Annotated in this window: 1 rRNA gene; it reads left to right on the plus strand. The window is 53.0% G+C overall.

Annotated elements, in window-relative coordinates:
* Positions 1-222: 222 nt before the first annotated feature.
* Positions 223-1753 (plus strand): 16S ribosomal RNA (locus tag ACFQUU_RS28885).
* Positions 1754-1761: the final 8 nt, after the last annotated feature.

Consider the following 1761-nt stretch of genomic DNA (forward strand, 5'->3'; position numbering starts at 1 on the left):
GATGGAAATCTGCGGTACGGGCAGGATGGTTCTTTAACAAATAACAGCCGATAAGTGTGGGCGCTTGATGGAGTGCGGCGATGGTTCTTCGGGACTATCGTAATACTACAAGCATTAAGTGCTCACGAAGAAATATAGGTAAGATCGCAAGAGATTACCTGTCAGTATTTTGAGTGAGCGACACCTCGCAAGAGGATGCCAGAGATGGCAGTAACAGAGATTGAACTGAAGAGTTTGATCCTGGCTCAGATTGAACGCTGGCGGCATGCCTTACACATGCAAGTCGAACGGTAACGCGGGGGCAACCCTGGCGACGAGTGGCGAACGGGTGAGTAAAGTATCGGAACGTGCCCTGGAGTGGGGGATAACTAGTCGAAAGATTAGCTAATACCGCATACGATCTACGGATGAAAGTGGGGGATCGCAAGACCTCATGCTCGTGGAGCGGCCGATATCTGATTAGCTAGTTGGTGGGGTAAAAGCCTACCAAGGCGACGATCAGTAGCTGGTCTGAGAGGACGACCAGCCACACTGGGACTGAGACACGGCCCAGACTCCTACGGGAGGCAGCAGTGGGGAATTTTGGACAATGGGGGCAACCCTGATCCAGCAATGCCGCGTGAGTGAAGAAGGCCTTCGGGTTGTAAAGCTCTTTTGTCAGGAAAGAAATCGTTCCGGTGAATACCTGGGATGGATGACGGTACCTGAAGAATAAGCACCGGCTAACTACGTGCCAGCAGCCGCGGTAATACGTAGGGTGCAAGCGTTAATCGGAATTACTGGGCGTAAAGCGTGCGCAGGCGGTTGTGCAAGACAGATGTGAAATCCCCGGGCTCAACCTGGGAACTGCATTTGTGACTGCACGGCTAGAGTGTGTCAGAGGGGGGTAGAATTCCACGTGTAGCAGTGAAATGCGTAGATATGTGGAGGAATACCGATGGCGAAGGCAGCCCCCTGGGATAACACTGACGCTCATGCACGAAAGCGTGGGGAGCAAACAGGATTAGATACCCTGGTAGTCCACGCCCTAAACGATGTCAACTAGTTGTCGGGTCTTAATTGACTTGGTAACGCAGCTAACGCGTGAAGTTGACCGCCTGGGGAGTACGGTCGCAAGATTAAAACTCAAAGGAATTGACGGGGACCCGCACAAGCGGTGGATGATGTGGATTAATTCGATGCAACGCGAAAAACCTTACCTACCCTTGACATGGTCGGAATCCTGGAGAGATCTGGGAGTGCTCGAAAGAGAACCGGCGCACAGGTGCTGCATGGCTGTCGTCAGCTCGTGTCGTGAGATGTTGGGTTAAGTCCCGCAACGAGCGCAACCCTTGTCATTAGTTGCTACGAAAGGGCACTCTAATGAGACTGCCGGTGACAAACCGGAGGAAGGTGGGGATGACGTCAAGTCCTCATGGCCCTTATGGGTAGGGCTTCACACGTCATACAATGGTACATACAGAGGGCTGCCAACCCGCGAGGGGGAGCTAATCCCAGAAAGTGTATCGTAGTCCGGATTGTAGTCTGCAACTCGACTGCATGAAGTTGGAATCGCTAGTAATCGCGGATCAGCATGTCGCGGTGAATACGTTCCCGGGTCTTGTACACACCGCCCGTCACACCATGGGAGCGGGTTTTACCAGAAGTAGGTAGCCTAACCGCAAGGAGGGCGCTTACCACGGTAGGATTCGTGACTGGGGTGAAGTCGTAACAAGGTAGCCGTATCGGAAGGTGCGGCTGGATCACCTCCTTTCTAGAGTC

Source organism: Herbaspirillum sp. GCM10030257, from assembly GCF_042666555.1.
Taxonomy (GTDB): Bacteria; Pseudomonadota; Gammaproteobacteria; order Burkholderiales; family Burkholderiaceae_D; genus Noviherbaspirillum.